We start from the raw sequence: 1376 nt of genomic DNA on the forward strand, positions 1-1376 counted from the left end.
CACGCCCGGTTATGGACGATGGCTATCATGCGATGATGGTTCCGATGGGAGATCGCCTGCGCATGGGTGGGAAAGCAGAATTCGCGCGCTACAATACGAAAATCGATCCGAAGGAAGGCCGCCGCGTCCTCGACGACATTCTGAAAATTCTGCCTTCCATGGCTGAGCACGTCGACGTCAATTCGGCTTTGAACTGGTCCGGATTACGCCCGATGACGCCCGGTGGACCTCCAATCGTGGGTCCAACGCCGTACCAGAACCTTTTCCTCAATACGGGTCACGGCCCGCTTGGATGGACGATGTCCTGCGGTTCGGCAAAAATGACAGCAGAACTCGTAACGCATGGAAGGGTGTTAACCAACAGCGTCGATCCCAGGAACTATATGCTGTAGGCGAGTTCGTCACTCGAAGATTACGCGGTCTCTTCGGCCCGTGATAGCTCCTCAAGTGCGCATTCGGAGGCGAAGCGTCCAAGAGTGCTCGACCACGAACCACGGAGTTGCGCGTCGCGGGCACGGCCCCGGTCGTAGGCCTTGCCCAGCGCTAACCGCTTATCGAAGCTCGGTTGCCTGACATTGCGGATTGGCGAGGACGATTAGATACTGCCCTCTCAGGGAGTTAGAAAAATATGAGTTCAGTCGTTCAGTCTCAGCGAGCGGACTCGAGGGGCCTGGATTTGCGTGGGATGCTACGGAATATTCCCGGCAGTGGGCAGTGCGGGTCTGTTGATTTCCGCGATGAACTGACCCGGGACTTCCACTTGCTCAGTGCGTTCCGGCGTCTCGTCATTCGTCCGCCAGGCTTGTACTGCCCTTCGTTCAGGCTCAGGTTCGTCCCCCTGTGGCGCCGGCGCCGTGACTACACGAACAGCGTGCTCGTTGACTGTGAGACGATCATTCAAACAGCTCAACCGGCCAAAAATCACAGGGCAGTGATTTCGGAACGGTTACTGAAGCGACGTCTTCATTATCGCTTCAGCTAGGCACCAAAGAAGTTTCACGACATACGCCTAGTTCAAGACCGTGCAATCTTCAGCTTTCCACGACACCGTCACAGGCGTGCCACCAGCAAAGTGAGTCTGCCCCCGGTTTTGCCGCTTCACCGTGATGGTTTCATCGCCACAGCGGACCAGGTATCGCGTCATTTCCCCCAGGAACAGTGCGTTTTCGACGATTCCGTCAAGTGCATTGGGCAAATCCACCACCGCCGAACGTAGGTCGATCTCGACATTTTCTGGCCGAACGAACAACCAGCCGTTATCACCGTCGGTCTGCCCAGACAACTGCGCCGCCCCCGGTGTATTGCCGGCCACGGTAACCTTGCCTGCTCCGTTTTCAATCAGGTCGACCCGACATGGAATCATGTTGGATTCGCCA

General features: G+C 56.8%; 2 protein-coding genes. One reads left to right on the forward strand and one right to left on the reverse strand.

Features of this window, described 5'->3' with window-relative positions:
* On the forward strand, nt 1-392 hold a 392-nt coding region (locus tag A3AY_RS0108720), incomplete at its 5' end, for an FAD-dependent oxidoreductase (protein WP_018325297.1).
* Between the two features lie 617 nt (nt 393-1009).
* Here A3AY_RS0108720 and A3AY_RS0108725 read toward each other — a convergent pair.
* Nucleotides 1010-1376, reverse strand: a 367-nt coding sequence (locus A3AY_RS0108725) for a TOBE domain-containing protein (RefSeq protein WP_018325298.1), incomplete at its 5' end; no start/stop codon positions are given.

The organism is Rhizobium giardinii bv. giardinii H152 (assembly GCF_000379605.1).
In the GTDB taxonomy this organism is placed as follows: domain Bacteria; phylum Pseudomonadota; class Alphaproteobacteria; order Rhizobiales; family Rhizobiaceae; genus Pararhizobium; species Pararhizobium giardinii.